This is a genomic window from Kitasatospora sp. NPDC057904 (assembly GCF_042887925.1).
GTDB lineage: Bacteria > Actinomycetota > Actinomycetes > Streptomycetales > Streptomycetaceae > Kitasatospora.
Genome location: NZ_JBHVOL010000023.1, coordinates 67,885 through 90,607, shown reverse-complemented (window position 1 = coordinate 90,607; position 22,723 = coordinate 67,885). Strand labels below are relative to the sequence as shown.

General features: G+C 72.5%; 22 protein-coding genes. 12 read left to right on the top strand and 10 right to left on the bottom strand.

Annotation, left to right across the window (positions count from 1 at the left end; translation table 11 throughout):
* Position 1 precedes the first annotated feature (1 nt).
* The 8 genes from ACFVSN_RS37325 to ACFVSN_RS37290 all read right to left on the bottom strand — a co-directional run bounded on the left by ACFVSN_RS37325 (position 2) and on the right by ACFVSN_RS37290 (position 8,021).
* The gene (locus ACFVSN_RS37325) at positions 2–1,039 is read right to left on the bottom strand and encodes an NAD-dependent epimerase/dehydratase family protein (protein WP_387957867.1); all 1,038 of its coding nucleotides are present in this window, start codon (positions 1,037–1,039) and stop codon (positions 2–4) included.
* Positions 1,036–3,045, bottom strand: coding sequence for a fatty acid CoA ligase family protein (locus ACFVSN_RS37320; RefSeq protein WP_387957865.1), 2,010 nt, complete (start codon positions 3,043–3,045; stop codon positions 1,036–1,038). Before ACFVSN_RS37320 ends, ACFVSN_RS37325 begins: the two co-directional genes overlap by 4 nt.
* Complete coding sequence (locus tag ACFVSN_RS37315; RefSeq protein WP_387957864.1) at positions 3,042–4,046, bottom strand: hypothetical protein; 1,005 nt, start codon at positions 4,044–4,046, stop codon at positions 3,042–3,044. Before ACFVSN_RS37315 ends, ACFVSN_RS37320 begins: the two co-directional genes overlap by 4 nt.
* Positions 4,047–4,050: 4 nt before the next feature.
* A complete protein-coding gene (locus tag ACFVSN_RS37310; protein WP_387957862.1) occupies positions 4,051–5,100 on the bottom strand; it encodes a 3-oxoacyl-ACP synthase III family protein in 1,050 nt (349 codons plus the stop codon).
* Between the two features lie 390 nt (positions 5,101–5,490).
* Positions 5,491–5,841: a hypothetical protein gene (locus ACFVSN_RS37305; RefSeq protein WP_387957861.1), complete on the bottom strand. Its 351-nt coding sequence runs from the start codon at positions 5,839–5,841 to the stop codon at positions 5,491–5,493.
* 13 nt (positions 5,842–5,854) lie between these two features.
* The gene (locus tag ACFVSN_RS37300) at positions 5,855–6,775 is read right to left on the bottom strand and encodes a hypothetical protein (RefSeq protein WP_387600516.1); all 921 of its coding nucleotides are present in this window, start codon (positions 6,773–6,775) and stop codon (positions 5,855–5,857) included.
* A 194-nt stretch (positions 6,776–6,969) separates the two neighbouring features.
* Positions 6,970–7,413: an SRPBCC family protein gene (locus tag ACFVSN_RS37295; protein WP_387957859.1), complete on the bottom strand. Its 444-nt coding sequence runs from the start codon at positions 7,411–7,413 to the stop codon at positions 6,970–6,972.
* A gap of 26 nt (positions 7,414–7,439) precedes the next feature.
* The gene (locus ACFVSN_RS37290) at positions 7,440–8,021 is read right to left on the bottom strand and encodes a TetR/AcrR family transcriptional regulator (RefSeq protein ID WP_380495899.1); all 582 of its coding nucleotides are present in this window, start codon (positions 8,019–8,021) and stop codon (positions 7,440–7,442) included.
* A 124-nt stretch (positions 8,022–8,145) separates the two neighbouring features.
* On the opposite strand from ACFVSN_RS37290, the gene ACFVSN_RS37285 reads away from it, so the two are divergent.
* Positions 8,146–8,985: a carboxymuconolactone decarboxylase family protein gene (locus ACFVSN_RS37285; RefSeq protein ID WP_387957857.1), complete on the top strand. Its 840-nt coding sequence runs from the start codon at positions 8,146–8,148 to the stop codon at positions 8,983–8,985.
* Between the two features lie 511 nt (positions 8,986–9,496).
* A complete protein-coding gene (gene murF / locus ACFVSN_RS37280) occupies positions 9,497–10,885 on the top strand; it encodes a UDP-N-acetylmuramoyl-tripeptide--D-alanyl-D-alanine ligase (RefSeq protein WP_387600507.1) in 1,389 nt (462 codons plus the stop codon).
* Here the strand turns inward: murF and murC are convergent, their stop codons facing one another.
* Together murC and ACFVSN_RS37270 are read right to left on the bottom strand one after the other, a co-directional pair.
* Positions 10,886–12,313 carry a UDP-N-acetylmuramate--L-alanine ligase gene (gene murC / locus ACFVSN_RS37275; protein ID WP_387600504.1) on the bottom strand — a complete coding sequence of 476 codons (1,428 nt, stop codon included), beginning with the start codon at positions 12,311–12,313 and terminating at the stop codon, positions 10,886–10,888.
* A 54-nt stretch (positions 12,314–12,367) separates the two neighbouring features.
* The gene (locus tag ACFVSN_RS37270; RefSeq protein WP_387600501.1) at positions 12,368–12,562 is read right to left on the bottom strand and encodes a hypothetical protein; all 195 of its coding nucleotides are present in this window, start codon (positions 12,560–12,562) and stop codon (positions 12,368–12,370) included.
* Positions 12,563–12,722: 160 nt separating this feature from the next.
* Between ACFVSN_RS37270 and ACFVSN_RS37265 the strand changes: the two genes are divergently transcribed.
* The 10 genes from ACFVSN_RS37265 to ACFVSN_RS37220 all read left to right on the top strand — a co-directional run bounded on the left by ACFVSN_RS37265 (position 12,723) and on the right by ACFVSN_RS37220 (position 22,720).
* Positions 12,723–13,694: a helix-turn-helix domain-containing protein gene (locus tag ACFVSN_RS37265; protein ID WP_387600498.1), complete on the top strand. Its 972-nt coding sequence runs from the start codon at positions 12,723–12,725 to the stop codon at positions 13,692–13,694.
* Positions 13,691–14,254: a peptide deformylase gene (locus tag ACFVSN_RS37260; RefSeq protein ID WP_387600495.1), complete on the top strand. Its 564-nt coding sequence runs from the start codon at positions 13,691–13,693 to the stop codon at positions 14,252–14,254. The genes ACFVSN_RS37265 and ACFVSN_RS37260 overlap by 4 nt, the downstream gene beginning before the upstream one ends.
* 545 nt (positions 14,255–14,799) lie before the next feature.
* The gene (locus tag ACFVSN_RS37255) at positions 14,800–15,126 is read left to right on the top strand and encodes a DUF6313 family protein (RefSeq protein WP_387600492.1); all 327 of its coding nucleotides are present in this window, start codon (positions 14,800–14,802) and stop codon (positions 15,124–15,126) included.
* Positions 15,127–15,414: 288 nt separating this feature from the next.
* On the top strand, positions 15,415–16,095 hold the full coding sequence (locus ACFVSN_RS37250) for a CBS domain-containing protein (RefSeq protein ID WP_387600489.1): 681 nt from the start codon (positions 15,415–15,417) through the stop codon (positions 16,093–16,095).
* A 101-nt stretch (positions 16,096–16,196) separates the two neighbouring features.
* The gene (locus ACFVSN_RS37245; protein ID WP_387600486.1) at positions 16,197–16,406 is read left to right on the top strand and encodes a carboxymuconolactone decarboxylase family protein; all 210 of its coding nucleotides are present in this window, start codon (positions 16,197–16,199) and stop codon (positions 16,404–16,406) included.
* Positions 16,407–16,428: 22 nt separating this feature from the next.
* Positions 16,429–17,010: a hypothetical protein gene (locus ACFVSN_RS37240; protein WP_387600483.1), complete on the top strand. Its 582-nt coding sequence runs from the start codon at positions 16,429–16,431 to the stop codon at positions 17,008–17,010.
* 122 nt (positions 17,011–17,132) lie between these two features.
* The gene (locus ACFVSN_RS37235; RefSeq protein ID WP_380440413.1) at positions 17,133–17,651 is read left to right on the top strand and encodes a universal stress protein; all 519 of its coding nucleotides are present in this window, start codon (positions 17,133–17,135) and stop codon (positions 17,649–17,651) included.
* A gap of 166 nt (positions 17,652–17,817) precedes the next feature.
* Positions 17,818–19,158, top strand: a complete 1,341-nt coding sequence (locus ACFVSN_RS37230) for a hypothetical protein (RefSeq protein WP_387600481.1) — start codon at positions 17,818–17,820, stop codon at positions 19,156–19,158.
* Between the two features lie 206 nt (positions 19,159–19,364).
* Positions 19,365–20,039, top strand: coding sequence for a cutinase family protein (locus tag ACFVSN_RS37225; RefSeq protein WP_387600478.1), 675 nt, complete (start codon positions 19,365–19,367; stop codon positions 20,037–20,039).
* 146 nt (positions 20,040–20,185) lie between these two features.
* Entirely contained in the window at positions 20,186–22,720 is a 2,535-nt protein-coding gene (locus ACFVSN_RS37220; RefSeq protein ID WP_387600475.1) for a penicillin acylase family protein, read from the top strand.
* Positions 22,721–22,723 lie beyond the last annotated feature (3 nt).

Genomic DNA, 22,723 nt, shown 5'->3' with positions numbered 1-22,723 from the left:
GTCAAGGCTTCACCTTCCTGGTGAACTCGTCGACGCCGCCGATCTCCTCGATCCAGGCGGCCAGCCGGGCCATCCCGGTCGCGTGGTCCACCACCGGCGCGCCCAGGTCGCGGCGCGCCGCCGAGGTGTCGTACGTGGCGGACCGGGTCAGCAGGGCCAGCGAGTAGCGGGACAGGGGCGGGGAGGTGCGTTCGGCGAGCGGGGGCAGCTTCCAGAGCAGGTCCGCGGCGAAGGCGGCGGCCTTCAGCACCGGGAGGGGGACCCGCCGGGTCGGGGGCGTGCCGCCGAAGCGCTCGGCGAGGGCGGCCAGGGTGCTCCACACCTCCACCGGCTCCGGGTCCGCGACGAAGTAGGCCCGGCCGCCCACCCCGGGGGCCCGGGCGGCGCGCACGCTCGCCGCGGCGGCGTTGTCGCAGTGGCACAGCGAGGCGAGGACGGGCTGGCCGCCGGAGAGGTCGGGCAGGCGCCCGGCCATCATCTTCGCCAGCAGGCGCGGCATGAACCCGGAGTGGTCGCGCGGGCCCCACACGGCGCGCGGGCGCAGTGCGACGGTGGTGAAGTCCGGCCGGTCGGCGGCCAGGACGAGGCGTTCGGCGGCGGCCTTGGTCTCCGAGTACAGGTTGAGGAAGCGCCGGGGGTAGGGCTCGCTCTCGTCGATGCCGAGCCGGTCGCCGTCGCGCACGCCCATCAGCGCGCTGGGGCTGCCGATGAAGACGAACCGCCGGGCCCCGGCGTCGCGGGCGGCGGTCATCAGCCGCCGGGTGCCGTCGACGTTCTCGGCGTAGAACCGGGCCCGGGTGCCCCGGTCGGTGACCCGGGCGGCGCTGTGGTGCACCGCGTCGACGCCGTCCGCCGCCGCCCTGAGCGAGGCCTGGTCCCGCAGGTCGCCGAAGGCGAACTCGACGCCCGCCACGGTGCGCAGGTGGCCGAGGTCGCTGCCCTCGCGCACCAGCACGCGGACCTCGTCGCCGGCTCGCAGGCAGGCGTCGACGATGTGGCTGCCCAGGAATCCGGACGCGCCCGTCACCAGGACCTTCACGACGCGCCGCCCTTCGCGCCGGCGCGGGCCCGGCGCCACCACGTCGCCCCGAAGAGCATCGTGAGGGCGGCGGTGGCCGACGGCCTGCGGGCGGTGGCGCGTTCCTGCTCGGCCCGCAGCGCGGCCGGTATCTGCGCCGCGTGGACGACGACGCTCAGGAAGGCGTCCACCCACCACAGCGCGGTGAGCACCGGGTGCTCCCAGGGCAGCAGCGGCCACGCGGCCAGGTACGCCCAGCCGGCCAGCGGCACCGCGCGCAGCGCCAGGTCCGCGGCGCTGGGGCGCCGGCCGCCGGTGAGCCGGTCCTCGGCCCAGCCGGCCAGCAGCTCCCGGCGGATCTTGGCGTTGTGGCGCACGTCGACCGGGAACGCCGGGTGCACCAGGAAGTCCGCGACGGGCTTCGTCATCGGGTGGTCCGCCCCGAGGGCGCGCAGTTCCTCCTCGATGCGCGGCCACTGCTCCCGGCCGGTGCCCGGCGCCAGCTCCACGCACAGCACCGGCCGCCGGCGCCCGCGCGGCCCGACGCCGACCAGCGCGGTGCGCCGCACCCGCGGGTGGGCGTTGAAGACGCCTTCGCAGCGCACCGTGTGCAGGTCGCCTTCGGGGGTCCGCACCCGCTGGCTCTTGCGCCCGCAGAACCAGATCCGGCCCTGCTCGTCGATCCATCCGACGTCACCGGTGCGGTGCCAGCGGGTGTCACCGTCCTGGATCTTGTGGTCGGCGTCGGCCCGCTCCGCGCGGAAGTAGCGGGGGCTGACGGCCCGTCCGCTCACCACGATCTCGCCCATCTCGCCGGGCGGCACGGCCAGGCCGGGCGTCCAGCGGGGCAGCGGGTCGTCGCCGATCGCGACGGTGCGCACCGCCATGCCCGGCGCCGGGCGGCCCAGGCAGACGCCGAGTCCGGCGGCCGGCCCCGCGGCCGGTGAGCCGGTGCTCCCGTCCGCGGTCCCGGCGGCGCTCCCCGCGGCCAGGGCCTCGCGGCTCTCCAGCAGCGCCATGGGCAGGGCCTCGGTCGCCCCGTAGGTGCTGAACACGCGTGCCTCGCCGGGCAGGACGGCGCGCAGCCCGGCCAGCAGCGCGGGGCTCACCGGGGCGCCGCCGGAGATGACCAGGCGCAGCGAGGGCACCGGGGCGCCGGTCGCGGCCAGGTGGGCGGCGAGCGGGGCCAGCAGTGCGGGGGAGGCGAACATCGCGTCCACCCCGAAGCGCCGCACGGCGTCGGCCAGCGACGCGGGGTCGGCGGCGCCGACCCGGGCCATGTCCATCCTCGGCACGACCACGGTCCGCCCGGCCACCAGGTCGAACACGCCCATGAGCGGCATGGTGACCAGGGTGGTCCGTTCGTCGTCCGTGAAGTGGGCCTCCTCGCTGCCCCGTGCCATCGCCAGCAGCATGCCGGCGGTGACCTCGACCGGCTTGGCCGGGCCGGTGCTGCCGGTGGTGTAGCCGATGAGCGCGAGGTCGTCCGGGCCGGTGGGCGCGGGGGCCAGCGGGGGCCGGCCGGCGCCGGCGGTGATCAGCCTGCGCAGCGCGGTGCCGTCCGGGCCGCCCACCGTGACGGAGCTGCGCACGCCGGCGAAGGCGTGCGGGCGCAGCCGGCGCAGCACCTGGGCCTTCGGGACGCCGATGAAGGCCTCCACGCGCACGCGCCGCAGGCAGTCGAGCATGCGCTCCAGGCCCATGCCGGGGTCCACGACGACGGGGACGGCGCCCACGTGCAGCATGGCGAGGACGAGCGTCAGCAGGTCGCCGCCGGGCGGTACCAGCAGGGCCGTGCGGGTGCCGCGGCGGATGCCGTGCGCCTCCAGGCCGGCGGCGCAGGCCGCGACGGTGGCGGCGAGTTCGGCGTAGCCGACGGTGGTGTAGGCGGCGCGGCCGTCCGGTTCGGTGCGGTCCGCGTCGGGGTGGACGAGTGCGGCCGTGTCGGGGGTGCGGGCGGCGTGGTCGGCGAACAGCCGTGCGGGGGAGGCGTGTTGCTCGCGGGGGAGGGAGGGGGCGGGCGTCATCGGACGGTCCCCCCGTCGCCGCTGCCGGTACCGTCGTCGCTGCCGTCGCTGCCGTCCGTGTCGGGGGCGGTCAGGCGGTAGAGCGAGGCCGCCGAGGTGAGCCCGGCGCCGACGGCGAGGAAGAGCACCTGGTCGTGTCCGGCGAGCCGGCCGGTGTCCAGGGCCTGGAGGTAGCCGTGGACGAGCGCGGAGGTGTGCGGGTCGCCGTGGACGCCCTCGACGGTGACGGCGGCGTCGGCGGCCAGGCCCAGGCGCTTGGCCAGGCGGGCGGCGAACCCGGGTGAGGGCTGCGAGGTGACGAGCAGGGTGCGGTCGAGGGCGAGGCGGGCGCGGCCGTCCTCGGTGCCGTCCCCGGTGCCGTCCTCGGCGCTCAGGACGGTGCGCACGGCGTCGGCGGCGAGGTCGAGCATCCGGTCCAGGGCGTCGCCGTCGCGCTCCACGACGATGCTGCTGCGCCCGCTGGCGCCGACGTCGGGCAGCGGCAGGTAGCCGTTGACCCCGTGCCCGCCGGGCAGGGAGCGGTGGTGCACCCGGCCGAAGCCGCGTCCGTCGTCGGTGCGTTCGAGCAGCAGGGCCGCCCCGGTGCTCGCGTATGGGAAGGCGGGCGTGCCGGCGCGGGAGGCGTCCGACGACGGGTGGGTGTCGGCGCAGACCACCATGACCCGGCGGGCGCCGCCGGTGGCGAGCAGGGCGTCGGCCGCCTGGACGGCGTTGAGCACGCCGCAGGCCCCGTTCATGAGGTCGAAGGAGAACGCGGCCCGCCGCTCGGGGGAGCGCAGGTAGTCGAGGTTGATGCCCAGGCGCTTCTGGATGAGCGCGGCGACGGACGGCTCGACGATGTTGGAGTCGCGGTAGACGCCGACGTTGATCAGGACGTCGACGTCGGCGGAGGCGAGCCCGGCCCGCTCCAGGCAGGCGCGGCCGGCCGCGGCCGCGTGGCCGATGGAGCTGCCGGAGCCGTCGGCCGGGGCGAGCGTGGCCGAGGTTATGACGGTGGCCATGGGGTCACACCTCCAGGGAGGAGACGGTCGCGGACAGGAAGCCGGTCACGACACCCGAGGCGGCGGGCACCATCAGCACCTTCGACCCCCCGGGTATGCGGCCCTCGGCGAGCGCCTGGTGCAGCACCAGGTAGTGCGAGGTGGTGGCGGTGTTCGCCAGCCGGTCGACGACCGACAGGGACGGCGGCATGGGCGCGCCGAAGCGGCTCGCGCCGGTGGTGTTCATGAAGTCCACGAACCGGGTGCCGACCTGGTGCTGGATGACGAAGTCGTAGCCTTCGTCGGCGAATTGACGCCCCTGTTCGGCGAGTTTGTCCCCGTGGAAGGCCGGCCACAGCGAGAGCCGGTCCTCGGCGTGCATCTCCTTGTTGTTGGTGTACATGGCCATGCCGCCGGTGCCGTCGCTGGGCATGCCGAGGCACAGGTGCGAGTACTCCGAACACGTCATCAGCTCGATGTCGTGGATCACGTCGCGGTCGTCGGTCGCGCGGTCCATCACCAGCGCGACGGCGGAGTCCCCGACGGACATCGACGCGAACTGGGGGTCCCTGCTGTCCTCCATCTCGCGCGCGGCGGTGAAGGCGATGGGGGTGATCTGCTCCCCGCTCAGGACCAGGCCGTTGCGCACGGTGCCGGCGCGGATCATCCGGTCCAGCAGGAGGACGCCGGTCATCATGCCGGCACAGGCGTTGGAGACGTCGAAGCGCAGGGCGTGGTGCGCGCCGATTTCCTCGGCGATGCGGTGCGCGAAGGAGGGCTCGAACTGCAGGCGTCCGCCGTCGGCCATGCGGCTGATGGAGCAGGAGATCACGGCGTCGATGCCGTCCGGCGCGTGGCGGGAGCGTTCCAGGCAGTCCCGGGCGGCGGCCACGGCCATCGTCAGGCTGTCCTCGGGGTCGTGCGCGGTGTCGTCCGCCACCCGCCGCTCCGTCGTCCCGGTGATCTTCACGAGGTCGAACTCCGGCGCCTTCTCCAGGCGGCCGAGGAGTTCCCCGGTGCTCATCACCGTCGTGGGGAGGTAGGCCCCGATGGCTTCTAACCGAGTCTTGTTCACGACACCCTTCTTTCTTTCCAGCGCGGGTCCGGCTGATTAAAGGCACGTAAAATCACGCGAGGTGATTCGACATCACCCCGCCACGACCTTCATGCACGCCTGAACCCGATGTGCCCATGGCTACTTCGCGGACTTCTCCCAGGTCAGGGGAGTGCCGCTACGTGACGCGAGCGCGCCAATCACCGTCGGAGACTATCGCATTACGCAAAGCGACCGGGCCTCATGGGCATGTGACGATCGCCACCCGCTATTTCCGGCCGCGTTCGCGCGAGGGCACAACCATCCTCTCTGTACGGATGGTTGTGGCCGTCCGATGGCCGATCCGAAGGGCGGGACGGGTGATCCGGAAGGGACCATGGCCCTCTTTTTCCCGGATATCCCGCCCCGCCGCTATCGCGCGAGGTCCTGACGGACCGTCGCGAGGACCTCGGGGTCCAGCCTCCCGGTGCCCACGTCAAGCAGCCACCGCTCCAGCTCTCGCCCCGCGTCCTCCAGGCGGCGCGGCGGCCCGTCCGGGCCGTGCAGGGTCACCAGTCCGCCGGACACGACGATCTCGGCGGCGTCGTCGTCCGCGCCGGTCCCTACTCGCAGTCCCCGGTAGCCGAGCCCGTCCCGTGGCCGCGCGCCGGCGCCCGCCGGCGCCAGCGCCTCGATCCGGCGCGCCAACTCGCCTGCCGCGGCGGGCTCCAGGGGGAAGCGGGGGTTGGGGCGGCCGCTGTAGAGGTCCACCTCGACGATCACCGGTGACCGCCCTTCAGCGGATCCGCTGCCGCTGGCTGTTGCAGCCGTAGAAGTAGCCGCAGAAGATCGTGTAGGGCCCGCGGTCGGCCGTCTCCGGGTCGTAGATCACGTTCCCGCTGTTGTCGTAGTTGCGGGCCGCCGTCCCGCCCGGCTTATGGCCCCAGAAGCCCTCCTTCTGCTTCCGGTACCAGTGGAAGTCGCCGCCGCCGGGGATGACGACCAGGGCGACGAGGAAGCGCGGCTTCTCGCCGTCGGGGAAGCAGTCGAACCGGTGGTGCATGCCGTCGCAGAGCGCCGCGCGGGTCATCTCGCCGCAGTCGATCCGCGTGTACATGCTGCCGCAGCCGCGACCGGGCTGCGCGAAGGTGTTCGTGCGCCAGTTGCTGGCGTAGTTGTAGCAGTTGTTGCCGGCCTGGACGGTCGGGTCGTTGTTCCAGAACCCGGGGTTGAACGCCCCGAGCTCGATCGTGCAGGTGACCGCGGGGCGCTCCTCGCGCGCGCCGCCGGCCGGCTCGACCCCGTCCTGCGCGGAGATCCCGCTGCTGCCCGACAGCTGCCCGAGCAGGAACTCCCGGAAGGACGCGTCGAGCGGCGGCGTCGCTCCGGCGAACGTGTCGGGGGCCTGGCTCCAGTCCGCGATGGTGATCAGCCGCTCGGCGACCTCCGCGACGCGCCCGGCGGGCGCCTGCGGTCCCACCGGGACGTAGAGGCGCGAGTCCACGTCGAAGTCGCGCGCGAGCCCGTCGTCGAAGGTCTCCAGCCAGAACCCGCGCAGGCCCAGACCGCCCGTCAGCGGTTCGGAGGGCCGGGAGCCGGTGAACAGCGTCCGGTCCCGCGTCAGATCCCGAAGAGCCGCGCGTGCCTGCGCCTCATCGGTGATGTCCGCGACGGGGTCGGGCCGGCCGGAGTAGACGTCGGCGGTGATTCTCAGCATGCGTCCGGGTCTCCTTGGGTGAGGAGTGGCTTGGGGCTTCGGGCGGCGACCGCGAAGCGTCCGCCGCCCGGCCAGGTGCAGCCGTTTCTACACGTCCCGTCACGGGCCGGAACCCCGCCGCGCGGCGGCCCGGGCGGATGTCGTCCCAGCGGTTCAACGCCGCACGGGCACGCGCACGGTGGGGCCGGGACGCCTCACCCCGCGGTCGGGGCGAGCAGGTGGTCCAGGACCCGTCCGAACACGGCCCGCCCGGCGGCGGCCACCAGCGGGTCGAACAGGCGGGGCAGGCCGGCGATCCGCAGCTCCTCCTCCCACACGGCCTCGCTGCCCGCGCCCAGCGCGCGCACCCGCAGTTCGGCGTGGCCGCGCACCACGCGCCCGCGTTTCTCCAGCCGACACAGCCCGGGCAGACCGTCCCCGGGGGCATCCAATGCGACGATCTCCATCGGGTCGTCAAAACCCAGCGGCCCCAGCCCGGTTCGCGCCAGGACGACGTCCCCGGTCTCCCGCCCGCCGCCCCGCACGGCCCGCACACGCGTGAGCGGCACCCGGTCCCCGTGCCGGGGCCAGTCGGTGAGCCGCGCCCAGCACTCGTCCGGCGGCAGCGGGCAACGACGGGTCAGGACGAATCGGGCCATTCCGCCACTCTAGTGCCGGGCGGACGTCAGGCCGGGCGCAGGCCTTCCAGGACCGGCGTGACGAGGAGGGGACTGCGCAGGGTCTCCTCGGGGCCGGCGCCCAGGAGGACGCGGTAGTAGACCGGGGCGTAGAGGATGTCGACCATCGTGCGGGTGGGCAGGTCGGCGCGGAGCTGGCCGGCGGCGACGGCGGTGTCGAGGCGGCGCACGCACCGCTCGATGCGGGGTTCGAGGAAGGTGGCGCGCAGGGCGGCGGCCAGGGCGGGGTCGCTCTGGGCCTCGGCGATGATGCCGCGGTAGAGCGTGCCGGTGTCGCCGGTGAGCATGGCGGCCACGGCGGTGAGCTGGGCGGTGAGGTCGGCGGCGACGTCCCCGGTGTCGGGGAAGTCCATCGAGTCGCCGATCCGGTCGTTGACGGCGTCCAGGGCGATCGCGCCCTTGGAGGGCCACCAGCGGTAGATGGTCGGCTTGCCGACGCCCGCGGTCGCCGCGACGGCCTCGATGGTGGTCTTGCCGTACCCCTTGGCCGCGGCCACCTCGAAGACGGCGTCCAGGACGGCACGGCGGGCGCGTTCGCTACGGCGTTCGGGGTTCGGCTGGGGGCTCATGGTCCGGAGTCTAGCCCAGACGTGACGTTACGTTTCGTTTTGACAGTCGGCGCGGGACCGCTCTAGCCTCATCGACGTTACGAAACGTTTCGTAACGCCAATCCGGAATCCCAAGGAGTCCCCCGTGACCGCTCCCGCCGCTCCCGCCACCCCGTCCGCCGACCGCCACGCCCGCGGGCTGGCCCTCCTGCACGAGGTCGCCGGCCCCGAGGGCGCCGGAGTCCTGGACGGCCTCGCCGGCATCGCCCCCGACCTCGCCCGGCTGACCGTCGAGTTCGGCTACGGCGACGTGTACACCCGCCCCGGCCTCACCCTCGCCCAGCGCCAGCTCGTCAACGTCGCCGCCCTCACCGCGCTCGGCACCGCCGCCCCGCAGCTGCGCTTCCACATCGACGGCGCCCTCAACGTCGGCGTCGAGCCGTCCGCGATCGTCGAGACGGTCCTCCACACGGCCGTCTACGCCGGTTTCCCGGCGGCACTCAACGGCATCGCCGTCGCGAAGGCCGCCTTCGCCGCCCGGCCGGGGCTCGACTACACCCCCGTCCGCAGCGAGGCCGACGGCGCGGAGACGCTGCGCGAGCGGCACGAGCGCGGGCTCGCCGCGCTGGAGCGGGTCGACGGGGAGGCCGGGGAGCGCGTCGTCGCCTCGCTCGCGGACATCGCCCCCGCCCTGGCCGACCACATCGTCGACTTCGCCTTCGCCGACGTCTACTCCCGCCCCGCCCTCGACCTGAAGACCCGTGAACTGGCCACCGTGGCCGCCTGCACCGCGCTCGGCACCGCAGGACCGCAGCTGCGGGTCCACCTGCACGGCCTCCTCAACGTCGGCGGCACCCGGCAGGAGGCGGTCGAGACGATCACCCAGATGGCCGTCTACGCGGGCTTCCCGGCCGCGCTCAACGGGATCGCGGCCGCCCGCGAGGTGTTCGCCGAGCGCGACGCAGCAGGCCGGACGGGGCAGTAGGCGTCCGACGTAGCCTGCGCATATGGCGATCAACAGCTTCGGGGACGGGGGCGGCTGCATCAGCCCATGCTTTCCGGTCTTCGCGGTCGGCTTGTGCATCGCCATCGCGCTGGCCGGCACCCCGGAGCCGGTGTACGGGACGCCGAGGCTGTCGAGGAGGCCCTGGAGCTTGCCGTCCTCGGCCCACTGGCCGGCGATGGCCAGGAAGGCCATGTCCGTCTCGCGGACGCGGTCGGTGAAGTCCTTGTCGGTCGGGTCGAGCACGACGTGCGCCAGGTGCCGGCGGACCAGTGACTCGCGGACGGCCTCGCCGGAGATCAGCGAGCGGTCGCGCTCACCGGAACGGCCGCCGGTGACGAGCGCGATACGACGTTCAGCAGACATGCCCATCTTCCTTTTGTCACAGTCTGGTTCGGAATGCGTGGGACTTCGGGCAGGGGCCGGGCGAGCCGATAGCGTCGACGGGAAGGACGCCCCGGGCCGGGGCGGGTGTCGATGGAGTGGAGCCACCGTGGTCCCCATGACCTTGCAAGAGATCGCCGAGGCCGTCGGGGGTGCCCTGCACGACGCCCCCGACCCGGGCGCGGTGGTGGACCGGCCCGGCGTGATCGACTCGCGGCTGGTCGAGCCAGGGGCGCTGTTCATCGCGCTGCCCGGTGAGCACACCGACGGGCACCAGTTCGCTGGGGCCGCCGTGGCCGCGGGTGCGGTGGCGGTGCTGGCGGTACGGCCGGTCGGGGTGCCGGCGGTCGTGGTGCCGGACGTGCAGGACGCGATGGGCGCCCTGGCCCGCGCGGTGCTGGCACGGCTGAACGCGCCGACGGTGATCGGGCTGACCGGCTCGGCCGGGAAGACCAGCACCAAGGACCTGCTGGCCCAGGTGCTGCAGACCATGGACACGACGGTGGCCACGCCGCTGTCGTTCAACGGTGAGATCGGCCTGCCGCTGACCGTGTTCCGGGCGGACGAGAGCACCCGGCTGCTGGTGTTGGAGATGGGGGCGCGCGGCGCCGGGCACATCAAGTACCTGACGGGGATCGTCCCGCCGAAGGTCGGCCTGGTGCTGAACGTCGGGACCGCGCACGTAGGCGAGTTCGGCGGCGGGAAGGAGTCGATCGCCGTCGCGAAGGGCGAACTCGTCGAGGCCCTGCCCGCCGACGGCCTGGCGGTGCTCAACGCCGACGACCCGTACGTCATGTCGATGGCACCGCGCACGGTCGCGCCGGTCCTGACCTTCGGGGTGCACGCCGGGGACGTACGGGCCCTCGATGTCGAGCTGGACGCCGCGGGCCGGCCGTCGTTCACCCTCACGTACCGGGGCGACAGCGCCCCCGTGAAGCTGGGGCTGCACGGCGCCCACCACGTGTCCAACGCGACGGCCGCCGCCGCGGTGGCGATCGGCCTGGGCGCGAGCGTGCGGCAGGCGGCGGAGGCGCTGAGCGGTGCCCGGCAGCTGACGCCGGGCCGGATGGACGTCACCGAACGGACGGACGGCGTGACGGTGATCAACGACGCGTTCAATGCGAACCCCGATTCGATGGCCGTCGCCCTGTCCGCGCTCACCGCCATCGCGGGCGGCGGGCGGAGGACGGTGGCGGTGCTGGGCGAGATGCGGGAGCTGGGCGAGGAGTCCGAGGCCCACCACGCGGAGCTGGGCCGCCTCGTTGCCCGTAGCGGGATCACCGACCTGATCGCGGTCGGCGACTGGGAGGCCCGGCTGGTGCACACCTGGGCGGTGGAGGGCGGCGTCAACGGCACGCTGGTGCCGGACCGGGACGCCGCTCTCGACCTGCTGCTGACCTACCTCAAGCCCGGAGACGTGGTGCTGATCAAGGGCTCCCACAGCGTCGGGCTGGAGGACACCGCGATGCGGCTCGCCAAGCCCGACGCTGCACGCTGACTACCTGGCCGGGACCGCCACCGGGGTCTCGGCCAGCCGCAGCAGGACCGCCCGTCCGACGCGACCGGCCGTCCCGGTGCCCATCGTCATCACCAAGTCGCCGGGCTCGACCAGCTCGGCCACCACGTCCGCCACGTCGCGCCCGTCTCCCGCGGTGTGGGCCCGGCCGCCGTGGGCGACGACCTGCGCGGCGATCGGCGCAGTGCTGACCCCCGTCAGCGGTGACTCGACCGTGGCGTGCACGTCGAGGAGGACGACCTCGTCGGCCGCCGCGAGCCGGCGGCCCATCTCCTCGCCGAGGGCGGCGGTGCGGGTCCAGCCGGTCGGCTCGAACACCGCGATCACCCGGCCCTCGGTGAGCATCCTGGCGGCGGCCAGGTCGGCGGTGATCTCGCTCGGGTGGTGGGCGTAGGAGTCCAGCACCGTGATCCCGCCGCGCCGACCGGTGATGGTGAGCCTGCGCTGGACGCCCTGGAAGGCGTTGATACCGCCCACCAGGTCGACGGGCTCGGCTCCGAGCACGCGGCCGGCGGCGAACGCGGCGGCGGCGTTCATCGCGTTGTGGCGGCCTGGGACGGCCAGGATGAACTGGTGCCGGGCCCCGTCGGTGTCCTGCACGGTGACGTGACTGGCCTGCCCGTCCCACAGGACGCGCATCACGCGCACGTCCGCGCCCCGGCTCTCGCCCACGGTCACCACGCGCGGGCCGGGGGCGAGCTGAAGGCGCTCGGCCAGCAGCCGGGCTCCCGGGTCGTCGGCGGAGACGACCAGCACGGAGCTGTTGCGGGCCAGGCGCTCGATGGTGTCGAGGACGTCGTTCAGGTCGACGTACTGCTCGGGGTGGTCGTCGTCCACGTTCAGGACGACGGCGACCTGCGGGTGGTAACGGCCTGCGGTGCGGTCGCTCTCGTCCGCCTCGGCGATCAGGAGGCCGCCGGTGCCGTGATGGGCGTTGGGGCGGCCGACGGGGGCGCCGCCGATGGAGTACGACGGGTCGAGGTGGGCGAGGGCGGCGCTGAGGATGGCGGTGGTCATGGTCTTGCCGTGGGTGCCGGCGACGGCGACGGACCGTTCGGCGCCGGCGATCAGGTGGGCGAGCACGTCCGAGCGGTGCACCACCGGGATGCCGCAGCGGCGGGCGGCGGCGACCTCGGGGTTGCTCGGCGTCACCGCGCTGGACCACACGAGGACGGTGGCGTCGGCGGGCAGGTTGGCGGCGGTGTGCCCGACGAAGACGCAGGCGCCGGCATCCTCCAACGCACGCAGGGCGGCGGTGTCGCTGGTGTCGGAGCCGGAGACCCGGCTGCCGCGCTCCAGCAGCAGGCGGGCGACCGCCGACATGCCGGCACCGCCGATGCCCACGAAGTGCGGGCGGGCGAGGTCGATGGGTCCGTCGTGGACGGGGACGATCACGTTCCTGGTTTCCATGCTGTGCGCTCCAGTTCGGAGTCCAGCCCGTGGTGGGCGATCGGTGGAAGGGCGCTACGCGCGGGTGTCGTCGTTCGGCGCCGGGTAGGCGGCCGGGCGAGCACCGATTCGGGCCGTGTCGAAGTCGTTGTGCACGATGACGCCGAGCAGGACGATCACCACCGCGTTGCCGACCGCCCACAGGACACCGAGGAACGCGCCGACGGGATCGCGGTGCCGGCCTCGGTGGCGGGACGGGGACTCGTACACGGCTAACTCCTCGCGGCAGAAAGGAAGATGGACGGCTGGTGCCGGCCGGGCGCTGGAAGTTCGCGTCCGATGGGGTAATGACAGCCGGAGGCAGGATCGTGACGGGATGGTGAGCTAAGGTCACTCACGGTTCATTCATCACTCACTGGGGGCGGAGCGGATGGAGACGAGGGCCGACCACGACGCGGTCGACCAGGCCATGGAGGCGTTCGCCGCCGAAGTCGCCCACTGGCGGGAGGTGCGCGGCCTCTCCAAGCGCGGGCTGGCCGGGAAGATGGGCTTCGACCCCTCGTACGTCAGCCACATCGAGTCCGGCCGCCACAAGCCCACCGAGGAGTTCGCCCGCCTCGCCGACGAGACCCTCAACGCCGGGAAAGCCATCTGGCGGCGCTGGCTCGACTACGACGCCGCCCGCTCCCGCAGCCGCACACCGACCACACCGCCGGCGCCGCGCCGTTCCGAGCAGCCGTACGCCTCCGGCTCCGCACTTGTGGTCGAGCACGACGAAGCCGCGCTCCAATTCGACGGATGCACCTACCGGTTGACCATGCGCCGTCGGCTACGGAACACCGGCACCGAGCCCGTCACCCGCTACCTCATCCGCATCGCCGTCGACCGCTACCCCGGCGAACCCGAGCGCTCCAACGCCCACTACCGTGAGCACCCACTGACCTGGGACGAACTGGCGCTCAGTGCCTCGTGCCAGGGCGAGGACATGCGGTGGCAGGCCAAGCACGACCGCGACGCGTTCAAGGAGGTCTGGCTCCTGTTCGACAACGAGCACGGCCGCTTCCCGCTCTACCCGGGCGACGCCACCTGGATCGAGTACGCCTACAGCGTCGGCGCCGACAAGTGGGGCCACTGGTTCCAGCGCGCCGTCCGCCTGCCCACCGAACACCTCGCCGTACGCCTCGACTTCCCCGCCGCCCTCGACCCGGTGGTGTGGGGCACCGAGACCTCCATGACCGCCGAGGCCGTGCCGCTCCGCACCGCCGTCAGCCGCCACGACGACGGCGAGCGCCGGCACTTCGCCTGGGCCACCGACAGCCCGCCGCTGCACGCCCGCTTCCGCCTCGAATGGCGCTTCCGCGCCACCGCCAACAACCAGCAACAGACCAAGGAGACCAGGTGATCGAGGTGCGGCCCAGCCAGCAGATGCAGTCCCTCGGCGTCATCCAGCAGGGCACCCCCATCCTCAACCGGCAGGCGGAGCCCTTCGACCTACCGACCGAACGGGCCACCGCGCAGGCCGTGATCGACGAACTGTTCACCGCCGTCGACCGGATCGGCCGCGTGCACTCCTTCGCCAAGGGCATGGGCCTCGCCGCCCCGCAGATCGGAATCCCCCGCGCCGCCGCGATCGTCCTGCCACCCACCCCCGGCGCGGAGCCGATCATCCTGCTCAACCCGAAGGTCACCGCCGTCTCCGACGAGACCGACGAACAGTACGAGGGCTGCCTCAGCTTCTTCGACGTCCGCGGCATGGTCCCGCGACCCCTGCGGATGGACGTCACCGCCGCAGCCCTCGATGGCACCGTGACCACGGTGCCGTACGCGTTCGGCCTCGCCCGCCTCATCGCCCACGAGATCGACCACCTCGACGGCATGCTCTACACCGACCGCATGCGCTCCGACGTGCACCCGATCCCGGTCGAGGAGTACCGCGGCACCGGCTCCACCTGGAGCTACTGAGGCCGATCACGTACCTGCAGCGGCATGGAGACGCCGGTTCGGCTGCCCATTCACCAGTTCCTGGAGAGCCAAGCAGTCTACAGCTCGCCCCCCTCGGACGAAGATTCTGCCGTCGTCGCGGACGGCCTCTACATGCCAAGGCAGGCAGTCGAGGCAAGGCCAGATCTTGAATCCGTGATGTTTGGTGGCGCGCCTGAGTTCGACCGCAGTTGGCTGCCACTGCGTACCCATGGCCCTGCTGGGTGACAGCGGCCAACTCCACGGCCTCAGGTGAGGTATCGAATCTGGCGTGGCGGGGGATCCCTTCCGAAGGTTCTGTGCGGCTCGAAGCTGGGCGCGCTCGCCCGAATCCCGAGGCGGAGCCGATAAGAGGTTCAGACTGATATCAGGGGCCACGTGCCACGCGTGGGGTCGAGATCTAGACGTGCGTGGGCGATGTCCAGGAGGTGGACGATATGGCACCTGGGGAACCTCCTCCCCTTACTACTGACAGCAGATCACGGCTGGCGAGTCTGAGGTGCTGGAAGGACGAGAAGGAAGCCCTTATGGACAGGCTTCCGTACTGGCTTTTGTTCAAGTCTTGGAAATGGATCCTGATCGTCTTAATTCCTTTTATGATCTCTGGATTCGTGATCGGCTTTGGCGATGCCTGGGAGATCCTCGTTGGCCGGAGCTCCGCCAGGAATGCAGGATGGCCAGCCGTCACCTGGCCGCTGTCCGTCCTGGGCTGGCTCGTTGTACCGGCCTTCATCGCCGGCGTAGTCGGCTACATCGTTAGCAGGCAGATCAGTGACCGCCACGAGAATCCGACCGGCAAGGTCGCTCGGGAGCTACACGAGAATGCACCTAGCCTGCACGAGGGTGGACCATGAGGACCTTGGCGGATGTACACAGAGGCGGTGGGGACGGCAGACTGTTTGCGACCGACTTCGTGAAGGTGCACGGCGGTGACTGGCCGGAGGCGAGTGAGCACTGGCGGCTAACTGTCCTGCACTTCTTAAAGGAGTCCAGTGACATGGAGGGAAAGTCGAAAGCGCGGAAGCTTGAGCTGGCCGAGTGGGCGGCGCAGGAGAGCCTCTGGCTCGATGCCAAGGACGGATTCTGTGGCTACCCAAGGTAACGTGAGGTTTCCGCCTTGATCGTCAGGGAAGGTGAAGTGCATGAAAGACCGTGGCAAGCGATCGAATCAAGAGATCATGCGTGACCTGCTGGTTGCCAACCGCCCTGACATCGATCAGAAAGTGGTGGATGAGCTTTCCCGTGCCATGGCCGAGAACGCCGACGTGGGGGCGCCGAGCGAGAGGCAGATCGATGATCTTCGAGAGCGATTCCCGTCCCGCGGTACGGCCCCCACGGAGGCGCATCGCCAGGATTCGGACCGCGAAGCGACGGCACCCAGGGGTAGGAGCATGACCGCTCGCGACATCATGCACAGTCGCTCTGCGTGCATTGCCGAAACGGCGACGCTCTCCGAGGCTGCCGAGATGATGGCGGAGAAGGGCGTGAGCGCCCTGCCCGTCTGCGACTCCAGTGGACGCCTCCAAGCGATTATCACCGAGCGTGACATCATCATCAAATGCGTCGCTCTAGGGAAAGATCCCTCGACGATGACAACCGCCGAGGCGGCCGGAGCGGCGCACGCCGTTCACGCAGACGACCAGATCGAGATGGTTCTGAGGAGGATGGAGCAATACCAGATTCGCCGAGTCCCGGTGATCGACAACGGCAAACTGGTTGGCATGATCAGCGAAGCCGATCTTGCAGTGGCCCATCGTGGAGGCTCACGCCTCACGGATGCCCAAATCCTGGACTTCATGGCCTCGGTGTACGTGCGTCCGTGACGCCCTCCGACACCTACTGCGCGGCCCCAGGGCGAGCTCGGTAACATGAGCAAGCTCACCGCCGTGGCCGCCATAACTTGCGCCCAGCCAGCGCAGCCACCGTGGCCGCCTGCACCGCGCTCGGCACCGCAGGACCGCAGCTGCGGGTCCACCTGCACGGCCTCCTCAACGTCGGCGGCACCCGGCAGGAGGCGGTCGAGACGATCACCCAGATGGCCGTCTACGCGGGCTTCCCGGCCGCGCTCAACGGGATCGCGGCCGCCCGCGAGGTGTTCGCCGAGCGCGACGCGGCGGGCCGGACGGGGCAGTAGGCGCCCGACGTAGCCTGCGGGCATGGCGATCAACGGCTTCGGCGCGACCGAGTTCCAGCTGGTGCTGCTGCGCAGGATGGCCGACTACCACCCCGACCTGGTCGAGGACGCGGTCCGGCGGCTCGGGGCCACCCGGGCCGGGATGCGCGAGGCGAACAAGCGCTGGCAGGCGATGGTCCGCGCGCCCGGCTTCCCGCGCGGCGCCGCCCGCTACACCGCCGTCCTCGGACCGCCCGGGGCGAGCGTGGCGCGGCCGATCGGGGACCTCGCCTGCACCGCGCGGCAGTGGGAGCTGCCGCTCTGGCCCGGCCTGCGCTTCGAGATCCTGCTCGGCCCGGCCGACGCCGGCGCCCCGCTGCTCAACGAGTGGCTGGTGCGCGCCGCCGGCACCCCGGCGCCCGAGCTGCGCACCCCCGCCGACCTGGCGCCCTGGAGCTGCGTGGTCGGCGACGTCGCCACCGCCTTCCCGCCCGCCGTGCCGCGCGAGGGCGGCGCCCCCACCCGCTTCCAGCTGGACTTCGGCGTCCCGGACGAGGACGGGCGCGTGCGCGCGTACACCGCGGACTTCACCTGGGGGCTGCTCCAGGAGGTGCGGGAAGCGTGAAGGGCATGACCGGGAGATGAAAGGAAGGATTCAGTTTATACCTTGCATTTGCAGGTCGATGCGGGACTGTGTCAATGTAATCGCAGACATCAAGCGGGATTGACACGGGAAAGCGAAGGATCATGTCGTACGGCGCACGCGTCATCGTCGGAGTGAACGGCTCGCTGCACAGCCTGACCGCCCTGCACCGCGCGGCGGCCGAGGCCCGGGCCCGGGGCGCCGTCCTCGTGCCGGTGCTCGCCTGGACCCCCGTCGGCGGCGAGCGCAACTACCGTGCGCAGCCCTGCCCGCCGCTGCTGCGCGAGTGGGAGGACGCCGCCCGCACCCGCCTGGACCGCGCGCTGGAGGAGGCCTTCGGCGGCCTGCCGATCGGCGTGCCGGTGGAACCGATGGTGGTCCGCGGTCAGGCCGGGCCCGTCCTGACCGGGCTGGCAGAGCGCCCGGGCGACCTGCTGGTGGTCAGCACCGGCCGCCAGGGCGGCGCGCGCGGCAGGCTGCGCCGGCTGCTGCCCGGCTCCGTCACCCGCCACTGCCTCAACCGGGCGCGCTGCGGCGTGCTCGCCGTGCCGCCGTCCGGTCTGCTCGACGACCTGCGCGCCCTGCACCGCGGCATCGACCTGCGCGAGCTCGTCGCCGCCTGACGGGCGCCGCGCCGTCCGGCGAGCTCCGCGCCCGGGAAGCTCCGCGCCGCCCGGCGGGCACCGCGCCCGGCATGCTCCGCGCCTAGGATGGGGAGCGGTTCCCGGAGCCGGGGTTCCCCCACCCGCGAGCCGGTGTGGCCCCGGCTCCTGCGAGGTTCGTCCCGCCATGGCGCATCCCCTCACGTTGCTGCGGACGGCGATGGGCGTGTCCCAGGCCGAGTACGCCGGTCTGGTGGCCCGGGCCCACGCCGACCTGGGCCTGGGGCAGATGGCTGCCCGCCGGGAGAAGGTGTCGCGCTGGGAGGCGGGGCGGATCGTCCCCGAACGCTCCGCCCAGCTCGCCATGGCGCGCATCCACGGTGTCCCGGCCGGCGAGGTCCGCCGCCTCGGCTGGCCGCACTGGCTGCACCTGGCGGGAGCGGAGGCGGCCGAGGGCGGTACCGGCACGCCCCACGACGGCCGGCGGCCGTCCGCGGAGGACCGCTGGTCCGCCTTCGCCCTGCAGGGCCCCGCGCTCGCCGCCCGGCTCACGCGCACACTGGCCCTGCTCGGCGCCGCCGGGCCCGGATCCGGCCGCGCCCCGGGCCGCGAGGGCCCGCCCCTGTGCGAGGAGCGCCTGCAGTGGACCGAGGCCAGGACGGCCGCCCTCGAACAGCACGAGAACGGCACGCTCGTCCCGCTGGGCGCGCTGTACGCCGCTGCGCTCGCCGAACACCGCCTGGCCGTCCACCTGGTGACCACCACCGGCTACGACGGGCCCACCGCCCGCCGGCTCCTGCGGCTCGTCTCCCGCACGGCCCTGGTCTGCGCGTGGCTCGCCAGTACCCTCGGCCAGGAGCCCAGGGCCGAGCGCCACAACCTCGCCGCCGTCCGCGCGGCCGCCGCCGCGGGGGACACCGGGTGCGTGTCGGCCGCCCTCGCGCAGCTCGCCAACCGTCACATCATCGCCGGTGACGCGGCCGACGCCCTGGCCGTCGTGCGGGCCGCCCGCCTCGCCGACCCGCACCCCGCGCCGGGCGGCTCGGCCGGGCTCCACCTCAAGGAGGCGATCGCCCTTGCCCGCCTGGGGGAGGGCGAGGCCTGCGCGCGGGCGCTGGACCGGGCGGAAGCCGTGGCCGGCACCCCCGACGACCGCCACCCGCCCGACCCCTCCGCCGAGTTCGACCTGCACGAGCGCTACCTGCCCGTCGCCCGCGCCACCGCCTGGCTCCACCTCGGCCGCCCCCGCCGGGCCCAGCCGTACTTCGGCCCGCTGACGCACCCCCGGCCCCCGGCGTCCGCCGCCCCGCCGTCCCCCTACACGCCCCTGGCCCTGCTGTACACACTCGACGCGCACCTCGCCCTCGGAGAGTTGGGCCCCGCCGCCACGACCGTCCACCACGCCATCGACGTCACCGGGGTCCTCCCGCCCGGCATCGCCCTCCGCTACCGCGAACGGCTGGCCCCGCACCGGCACGAGCCCCTCATCGGCCAGGCCCTCGACCACCTGGCCGACAGTACTTCCTGACGCACCGGCGCTCCCTGACGGACCGGCGTTCTCTGGCGGACCGGCACCTCCCCGCGCCGGGAGCTGTACGAACGACCACCCACCACGGGCTTCATCACGATGTCATCGCCCGCTGTCACTGTCGTCCGGACACCTCGGCCGACCGCCCAGCGCACCGCACCACACCGGAGAGCGGACGCGTCGGCCCACTGCGTGGGGAGAAGCGAATGCGAGCACGAAGGATCGCGGCCGCCGCGGCCGGACTCCTGATGACCACCGGGCTGACGGCGGCCCAGGGCACCGTGGCCCAGGCCGCCACGACGCGCGTGACCGCCCCGTGCGAGGGCACCTACACGATCGTCGTCGGCGGCACCGGCAGCAAGTGGTGGGACGACGGCTTCCGCGGCAACATCCAGCAGCACGTCGGGTATCCCACCGACATCCCGAACGGCGCGAGCACGCGCGCGGGCGTCAACGAGCTGAACCGGCTGGTGCGCGACCAGCGTGCCGCGTGTCCGGGCCAGCACGTCAAGATGGCCGGGTACTCCCTGGGCGCCGGGGTCGTGCACGTCTGGGTCAGCGAGAACTGGCGGACCTTCGACAACGTCAACGCCATCCTCGTATCGGACCCCAAGCGCCAGGGCCCGCCCGGGGCCAACGGCGGGGCGGTGCCGTTCGGCGGCCTCATCGGCTACCCGCTCGCCGGCGCCGACCGCAACTTCGGCAACGTGCCGGTCAAGACGATCTGCAACTGGGACTACGTCTGCGACGAGTCGGCCGGCATCTGGACCTACCCGGCCAACCACGTCAACAACTACAACGTGGACCGCGACATGGACCACCACAACGACAGCGCCAACGAGGAGTGGTACAACGGCGTCTGGCACCCCGCCTCCTGGTAGGCGCGCGGACGCGCACGGCACGCACCACCCTTCGGCCGCCCGGCAGTCCGCCGGGCGGCCGCCCCCGTCACCGGGATTTCATCGCCCCTCCCTAGCGTGACCGTGTCCAGACAGAAGCACGGGAACGCAGGGGAGAGGACGGCCCGATGGCACGGAGGAGATCGACGATGCGGCTGCCGGTGGCGCTCATGGCCGCGGCGGCCCTGCTGGGCACGATGGCGGTCGCCAAGGCACCCGCCGGCACACCCGACGCAGCGCCGGGGCCGGACAGGCCGACGATCCGGTACACCGAGTACGGGATCCCGCACATCATCGCCTCGACCCTGGGCGGCCTGGGCGAGGGCTACGGGTACGCCGCGGCCAAGGACAACATCTGCACCCTGGCCGACACCTACCTGATGGTCAACGCCCAGCGCTCCCGCTACCTGGGCCCCGACGGCAGGACGAGCCCCGGCGAGAAGCAGAACACCACCACCAACCTCAACAGCGACCTGTACTTCCAGCGGATCAACGACAACCGGGTGGTGGAGCGGCTGATCGACCAGCCCGCCCCCAACGGGCCGGAGCCGGAGGTCAAGGATGCCATCCGCGGCTACGTGAAGGGGTACAACCGCTACCTCGCCGAGACCGGCGTCAACAACATCTCCGACCCGGCCTGCCGCGGCGCGGCCTGGGTGCGCCCGATCACCGAACTCGACGTCTACCGGCACGCGCACGCCGAGATCATCATGGGCGTCGCCGACCCGCTGCTGGACGGCGAGGTCAACGCCGCACCCCCGGGAGCATCGGCGGCACCGCAGGCCGCCGCACCACGGGCGAAGGCCGGACAGCAGGAGGCCGCTCCGCGGGAGGCCGCGCCGCAGACCGCCGCTCCGCAGGCCTCGCCCGAGGAGACCGCGGCGAAGATCGCCGACGCGATGGCCGCCGCCCGCAGCGAGGGCAGCATGGGCAGCAACGCCCTGGCCGTCGGCGCGCAGGGCGTGGCCGCGGGCACCGGTACCGGCATGCTCCTCGCCAACCCGCACTTCCCCTGGCAGGGCAAGAACCGGATGTGGCAGAGCCAGCTCACCATCCCGGGCCGGTTCAACGTCTCCGGAGCCAGCCTGCTCGGCCTGCCCGCCGTGAACATCGGGCACACCGACGACGTCGCCTGGAGCCACACCGTCGCCACCGTCGCCCCGTTCGGCCTGTTCGACGTGCAGGTGGACCCGCTGCACCCGACCAACTACCTGGTGGACGGCGCCTGGCAGCCCATGACCTCCCAGCAGGTCGGCGTCGACGTGCTGAACGCGGACGGCACCGTCGGCCGGGTCACCCGCACGCTGTGGTCCACCCGCTACGGGCCCGTCACCACCTCCATGCAGGGAATCCCGCTGCCCTGGGTGGTGAGCGCCCATGCGGTGCGCGACGCCAACATGGACAACCTGCGGGCCCTGAACACGTGGCTCCACCTCGACCAGGCCAAGGACGTCAACGACGTCGTCAGCGCCCTGGAGACCACCGAGGGCGTCCCCTTCTTCAACACCGTCGCCGCCGACCGCAAGGGCAACGCCCTCTACGCCGACATCCAGGCCGCCCCGAACATCACCGACGCCCACGCGCAGTCCTGCCTCACCCTGACCGGCCAACTGCTGTTCAACCAGCCCCTGAAGCTGCCCAACATCCCGCCGATCTCCATCTTCGACGGCAAGCGCAGCGAGTGCGACTGGCCCGACGACCCGAACGCGGTCGCGCCCGGCCTGCTGGACCCGCACAAACAGCCCCGCCTGATCCGCTCCGACTTCGCCGGCAACGCCAACGACAGCGCCTGGCTCGCCAACCCCGAGCAGCCGCTGGCCTTCCCGCGCGTCATGGGCGACACCGCCGCACCCCGCTCGCTGCGAACCCAGGAGCTGATCCTGACCGCGCAGAACCGGATCAACGGCACCGACGGCCTGCCGGGCCGGGGCTTCACCCCGGAGAACATGCGCCAACTGCTGTTCGCCGACAACAGCAGGGCCGCCGACCTCGCCCTCAACGCCACGGTGACGGCGTGCCAGAACACCCTGTTCGGGCTCGTCCTGGTCGACGGCAACCTCGTCAACATCAGCGAGGCCTGCCCGATCCTGGCCGCCTGGGACCACAAGTACACGGCGGACAGCCGGGGTTCGTGGCTGTTCGAGAACTTCTGGGCCTACCTGACGAACGGGCAGACGCCCGACAAGCTGCCCTGGCGGGTGCCCTTCGACCCCAAGGACCCGGTGCACACGCCCAATTCGCTGGACCCCGGCAACGACGCCGTCCGCAACTCGCTCGCCCGCGCGGTCCTCGCGCTGCGCAACTCCGGCATCGCGCTGAACGCGCGGCTGGGGGACGTCCAGAAGATCACCCGCAACGGCGAGCAGATCCCAATCCACGGCTCGATCCACGAACTGGGCGTGCTGAACGTGGTCACCCCCGGCATGGTCGACGGCAAGCTGGACATCACCTTCGGCTCCAGCTTCATCCAGCAGACGCTGTTCACCGCCGACGGCCCGCCGCAGTCCGCCTCGGTGCTGACCTACTCCCAGTCCGCCAACCCCAACTCGCCGCACTACGCCGACCAGACCCGGCTGTTCTCGGCGGGCCAGTGGGTGACGGAACGGTACACCGAGGACCAGATCGCGGCCTCACCGGCCCTGGAGGTCAAGGTCCTCGACTGAGAC